The following is a 6,181-nucleotide window of genomic DNA, read 5'->3' on the forward strand; positions in this document are numbered from 1 at the left end:
GTTTGCACGTATTCCTAATTTATTATTGTAATCATATTATTTAAACCACGCTGTTACTATTTTTTAATCTGCACTTCAGTCAGTTTATCAACTGTTGCTGAGCATGACTTTAGAAAAACCGACATAAAGTATTCTACTTCAGGCATTTGTTGCTTGAGCGTAGTTAATTTTAATTCTAAGCGTTCTTTTACGTGGTCAAATTCATGGTTTTGATGGTTCAATTCATCAAGTGCTTTGATATAAGCGACTAAAATATCGGCCGCTTTGACTATTTTTTTATACTGATCATCAACATTGTCTTGCACTATGATATCGGAAAATATTGCTTGAAACTCCTCTGGTAAAGATTCAAGACATTGCTTTTCAGCGATGTATTCTATCTTTTTAAACTCTCGTGCAATTTCAGGGTTAGCATATTTTGTTGGGCTAACAATATCACCGAATCTTGTTTCGCTGGCTTCGTGATAAAGCGCAACCGTTGCAACTTTATCGGCATTTATATTACCTGAAAATTTTTCATTTCTAATAACAGCTAATAAGTGGGCAACGATAGCCACTTGATGAGAATGTTCTGCAACATTTTCTGGTTTAACACAAAACATTAATGCCCATCGTTTGATAAGCGGCATTCTGAACATCCAAGCGAGAAAAGTACTTTGCATATTGAAACCTTAAGTAAAACCTTAAATAAGAATTAGCGACTATTAGCGACTATTGGCGATAGGTGCTAAAAAAGTTAGCGAGCCTTTCCATTGCTTGTTTTAATTCATCTACGTGTGGTAAAAACACCAGGCGGAAATAATTTTTTTGTGAAATATTAAAAGCACTACCGTGTACTAACAATATTTTTTCTTGTTTGAGTAAATCTAAGATCATTTTTTCATCATTGCTAATATTAAACTTCTCCTGATCTACCTTTACGAATAAGTATAATGCGCCCATGGCTGGGTTACATGAAAGGCCATCAATCTCGTTAATCATTTTGTGCGCTAAATTTCGTTGCTTAAGTAAGCGGCCATCAGCATGTATTAATTCATTAATACTTTGATAACCGCCAAGCGCGGTCTGAATAGCATGCTGACAAGGTACATTGGCACATAAGCGCATAGAAGACAGTATATTCAAGCCTTCTAAATAATCTTCAGCATGTGATTTAGGACCAGAAACCACCATCCAACCAGCACGAAAGCCTGCAATACGGTAATTTTTAGATAAACCACCCATAGTAATGATTAACACGTCATTAGCTAAACTTGCGGTAGGAATATGTTTGGCTTGATCATAAAGAATTTTGTCGTAAATTTCGTCACTGAATATGATCAAGTTGTGTTCACGGGCGAGTGAGATAATACCTTGTAGAATTTCTTCACTATAAACCGCGCCCGTTGGATTATTCGGGTTAATTAAAACAATGGCTTTGGTTTTAGGCGTTATTTTATTCGCCATATCTTCTAGGTCAGGAAACCATTGGTTTTCATCATCACAGTGATAATGAATTGGTTCACCGCCCGATAAGGCAACTGCAGCTGTCCATAACGGGTAGTCAGGTGCAGGAATTAATACTTCATCTTCATCATTCAACAAACCTTGCATAGCCATAACAATAAGTTCGCTAACACCATTACCAATGTAAATATCGTCAACACTGACATCTAAAATGCCATTTTGTTGAAAGTACTGCATAACTGCTACCCGTGCAGGATATATGCCTTTTGACTCACAATAACCTTGAGCAGTTGGTAAATTACGAATTACATCTTTTAAAATATCATCAGGTGCTTCAAAGCCAAATGGAGCAGGGTTGCCAATATTAAGCTTTAAAATTTTATGCCCCTCATCTTCTAAACGTTTGGCCTCACCGGCAATTTGTCCACGAATTTCATAACATACGTTTTTTAATTTTGAAGATTTTTTGATAATTTTCATAATGGCGGTCTTATAAATGATAAAAAGTGAATTAACGTTATTGCGTTCGTTAATATGAAACAGAAAATGAAGCTAAAGAAAAACTGATAGTCATTGAATGTACGTAATTTGTAATTTATTTCTTACCTCCATTGTTGCGAATATTGGCTAACTTTGAAACAGTTACTTGCAACTTTTTTATAGCAAATGATAAATAATTACGACATCTTGTTATTAAGATTAATTTTTCAGTTGTATATGCCCCTTAATATCACACTGATGAGGATTATAACAATGCCTGTACCTTTATTATGGTTAGGAGCTGCTGCTTCAGTATTAGCGGTAAAAGCATTAGCCGACGATAGAAAAATTCAACATACCAAACGATTTAAACGCTACCGTGCTCAAACCCTTGCTGATCTTGAACAGTATGAATCACCAATTGCTACTTATCCAACTGATGTTTTTGATACCGAACAAAAGGTTAAGCCGGAAATAGGCGCGATAGTTTGTTGTGGTATTGGTGGTGTTTTAGAGCATAGTGGTATTTGGATTGGCGATAACACTATTGTTGAAGTCGATGGTAATGGCTTAGTGAAAGCGGTATCCCCACAACGCTTTACTCAGAGCCGTTCAGGAAATAAAATTTTTATTGCCTGTGACTCGTTAGGTCAGCCATTAATGAGTGAACTAGCCGCAAAAAAAGCTATTGATCAATTATATCAAGTTATTAGTTATCACTTATTTGATAATAACTGCCACCAATTTATATGGCAGTGCTTCCAAACTAACAATAAGAGTATTACTACGTTTAAAGCATTATCACTAAATATTGCCCAACTTTTTGATCGGGTTATCTATTGGGATTTATCTGACTGTTAGTGATATGTAGATTGTGTTTAAGCTTTTTTCAGACAAAGATCTTATAGAGTTAAAGAAGAGTACAATTAAGGCTTCTAAGCGCAAATAAAAACGGCCTTGCAGAATATGCAAAGCCGTTTTCACTATTTAAATATAACCTTAACTGTAACAACAGAACAATTACACTAAATTATTTCATTGCCTTTAGGCGAATAAAGACATGACATCGCTTATGGCTAACATAGACTTTTCACCAGTAATACGGTTTTTCACTTCAATTTCTTGATTGTCTAAGTTACGTTCACCAATCACTAACAATAATGGCGTACCGATTAATTCATGATCGGCAAACATAACACCTGGACGTTCTTTACGATCGTCAAATATCACTTCAATGCCAGCGTTTTGAAGCTGCTCGTATAATGCTTCAGCGGTTTCTTTAACGCGTGCCGATTTCGCCATATTCATAGGTACTACTGCTACTTGATAAGGTGCAATAGCTGCAGGCCATTTAATGCCGTATTTATCATGGTTTTGTTCAATAGCAGCAGCAACAATACGTGATACGCCAATACCGTAACAACCCATAGTTAAAATTTGATTTTTACCCGCTTCAGTTAACACGCCACAGTTCATTGCCTGTGCATATTTATCACCTAGTTGGAAAATATGACCGACTTCGATACCGCGTTTAATCTCAATGTTACCTTGGCCACATGGGCTAGGATCACCTGCGACAACATTACGTAAATCAGCAACGCTGTAGTTTGTTTTATCACGGTCCCAGTTTACGCCCGTTAAATGGATGTCATTTTTATTTGCACCACAAACAAAGTCAGCTAAGTGCGCTGCGCTTCGATCAACAATAACGTCAATTGTTAAACCGACTGGGCCAATTGAGCCAGCGTTACAACCTGCAGCTGCAGTTAACTGTTCGTCAGTTGCAAACGTTAATGGTGAGGCAATTTGTGATAAATTTTCAGCTTTAACTTCATTTAATTGATGATCGCCACGTAATACTAACGCAACAATTGGTGCGTCGTTCTCTTTTGTTGCAGTACCTAACACCAACAATGTTTTCACTGTGGTTGTTGCATCAATCGACAATAATTTAGCAACATCGTCAATCGTACGTGCTTTAGGTGTGGCAACTTCAGTCATGGCTTGTGTTGGTGCAGGGCGTTCGCCTTTAGGTGCTAAAGCTTCTGCTTTTTCAACGTTAGCAGCAAAATCAGAACCATCACTAAAGGCAATGTCGTCTTCACCAGAATCAGCTAATACGTGGAATTCATGTGACGCTTCACCACCAATAGAACCAGTATCAGCAATAACAGGGCGATAATCTAAACCTAAACGGTCGAATATACGACAATAAGCGTCAAACATTGCTTGATAGGTTTTTTTCAAACACTCTTCACCTAAGTGAAAAGAGTAAGCATCTTTCATTAAAAATTCACGGCCGCGCATTACACCGAAACGAGGGCGAATTTCATCGCGGAATTTTGTTTGAATTTGAAAAACATTCAATGGTAGTTGCTTGTAGCTGTTAATTTCATTAGCAACTAACTTTGTAATGACTTCTTCATGCGTTGGGCCTAAAACGAAAGCACGGTCGTGGCGATCATTTAAACGTAATAATTCAGGACCGTAATCTTCCCAACGACCCGACTCTTCCCACAAATCAGCAGGCTGAACCATCGGCATTAATACTTCTAATGCGCCAGCTCGTTCCATCTCTTCACGAACAATGTTTTCAACTTTGCGTAGTACTTTTAAACCTGTCGGTAACCAAGTATATAAACCTGACGCTACATTACGCACTAAACCAGCACGTAACATTAATTGATGACTGATAACTTCAGCGCTAGCAGGGGTTTCTTTCAAGGTTGAAAGTAAATATTGGCTTGTACGCATTGAGAAAAAATTCCATTAGTAAACGAGCATAAAATATGGCGCTTATTCTAACAGGGCAATTTCAGCCACAAAAGGTTTAAATTGCCCATTAAGTAAAAATTATTACTTAATGGGATATTAATAATGGTTGATACGCTTTAATACCTGTTGATTTTCGCCCATTCCACCTAGCGTGATCAAATTTCCATCAAGCTCTAAAAGGCCTCGATGATCCATGGTAGCTGTTTTACTCTGTGTTATTTTCCAGATATTAGTATCGCTGTTGTAGCGCCAAATTTCATTACTTGGTAAAGAAGGTTCGCCGTTATAACCTATGCCGTTATAATTATACGGGTTGTTGCTTCCGCCAATAAAGACAATTTCTTTTGTATTTAATACCGCGTTTTTAAGTCCTTTAGCGGCCATTCGATAACGTGATTCACCCGTTGGATGTTTGACTTTAAACCATGAGATTTTACTGGGCATAGTTGTATTGATAACGCCGCGATAGCAGGCAGCTTCAGCAGCGTAACTTCTACGTTGATTAAGGTGAACATCAACACGAACACCATCACAAATAAGCATTTTGTTATCAACTATGCCTCCGGCATGACCAAATACTGCTTTTCCAGGAAATGGTGATGCTTGTTGCCATTGGTCAGTGTGAGTATCGTATAGTTGTACTAAATTAACGTTGCCGTCATTGTGCCAACCACTAATTAAATAGATGTAACGGCTTTTATAAGCCAAAGCAATACTGTCATCTACCGGCACTGGCATGGGAGTTAGTGCTTGAAATTTATCTTGTAAAACATCATAGGCGTAAACGTCTGGTACTGACACTTCACTGTGATTTTTGGCAACGGTATAACCACCAAAAACATAAGCAACTTCTTTAATCGCTGTAGCGACACTCGCTAGGCGACCTGTTAAACCATTGATAGGCTTTTTGATTGGCACCGCTGTTTTTTCAGACCATTTATTTTCAGCAACATCGTAAACATAAGTGCGATTATGAACATCTTGATAACCTTTACCACTTGCAAGTCCAGAAAACGAAATTAAGTAGTTTTGGTTTTTAATCATTACATGTGCAACAGCATTATTGCTTACGGCATGCGGTAATTCGCTAAGCGGATTAGTATTGGCGAATACTTTCAGCGTTGTCGTCGAAAGATAAAAACATAAGGCAAACAAGAGAAGAGTTAGTCGTGTTGGCATTGATGACTCATAAAATTAATTTAAGTTTAATTGCAATCGTACCATGAAATAAAGTGATCATGGTTCTAGCTTGTACTAATTAACATTTAAGTAATTGTTAAGGCATCTAGCTACCAAATTATCATCAAAATGTGCCAGTTAAAGCGTTTTTCTAGCTATTATTTTCTAATTAATTTTTACCATTATCTTAAATTACATGCGCCTGCTTTATAGTATTAGTTTGATATATAGACAAAATAGTTAAATTTATTTTATAAAAACAAGATGGATTGTTTTGTTTACAATTCTCTTTGTTTATATG

At 37.0% G+C, this 6,181-nt stretch carries 5 protein-coding genes; 1 reads left to right on the forward strand and 4 read right to left on the reverse strand.

Features of this window, described 5'->3' with window-relative positions:
* Positions 1-56: 56 nt before the first annotated feature.
* On the reverse strand, positions 57-662 hold the full coding sequence (yfbR, locus tag H4J50_RS18355) for a 5'-deoxynucleotidase (RefSeq protein WP_182257617.1): 606 nt from the start codon (positions 660-662) through the stop codon (positions 57-59).
* 49 nt (positions 663-711) lie between these two features.
* Positions 712-1,926 (reverse strand): pyridoxal phosphate-dependent aminotransferase, encoded by a 1,215-nt coding sequence (locus tag H4J50_RS18360; RefSeq protein ID WP_108455756.1) that lies wholly within the window; start codon positions 1,924-1,926, stop codon positions 712-714.
* 273 nt (positions 1,927-2,199) lie between these two features.
* Here H4J50_RS18360 and H4J50_RS18365 point away from each other — a divergent pair, with 273 nt between their 5' ends.
* Positions 2,200-2,787 carry a hypothetical protein gene (locus tag H4J50_RS18365; RefSeq protein WP_182257618.1) on the forward strand — a complete coding sequence of 196 codons (588 nt, stop codon included), beginning with the start codon at positions 2,200-2,202 and terminating at the stop codon, positions 2,785-2,787.
* Between the two features lie 183 nt (positions 2,788-2,970).
* Here H4J50_RS18365 and H4J50_RS18370 read toward each other — a convergent pair whose 3' ends face one another.
* Positions 2,971-4,680: a proline--tRNA ligase gene (locus H4J50_RS18370; RefSeq protein WP_182257619.1), complete on the reverse strand. Its 1,710-nt coding sequence runs from the start codon at positions 4,678-4,680 to the stop codon at positions 2,971-2,973.
* Positions 4,681-4,797: 117 nt separating this feature from the next.
* On the reverse strand, positions 4,798-5,880 hold the full coding sequence (locus H4J50_RS18375; protein WP_259366299.1) for a galactose oxidase: 1,083 nt from the start codon (positions 5,878-5,880) through the stop codon (positions 4,798-4,800).
* Positions 5,881-6,181: the final 301 nt, after the last annotated feature.

This window comes from Colwellia sp. 6M3, assembly GCF_014077595.1.
In the GTDB taxonomy this organism is placed as follows: Bacteria; Pseudomonadota; Gammaproteobacteria; order Enterobacterales; family Alteromonadaceae; genus Cognaticolwellia.

Excerpts from the sequence above, each read along its gene's own strand:
- yfbR (WP_182257617.1), bottom strand. The coding sequence starts at position 662 with ATGCAAAGTACTTTTCTCGCTTGGATGTTCAGAATGCCGCTTATCAAA.
- H4J50_RS18360 (WP_108455756.1), bottom strand. The coding sequence starts at position 1,926 with ATGAAAATTATCAAAAAATCTTCAAAATTAAAAAACGTATGTTATGAA.
- H4J50_RS18365 (WP_182257618.1), top strand. The coding sequence starts at position 2,200 with ATGCCTGTACCTTTATTATGGTTAGGAGCTGCTGCTTCAGTATTAGCG.
- H4J50_RS18370 (WP_182257619.1), bottom strand. The coding sequence starts at position 4,680 with ATGCGTACAAGCCAATATTTACTTTCAACCTTGAAAGAAACCCCTGCT.
- H4J50_RS18375 (WP_259366299.1), bottom strand. The coding sequence starts at position 5,880 with ATGCCAACACGACTAACTCTTCTCTTGTTTGCCTTATGTTTTTATCTT.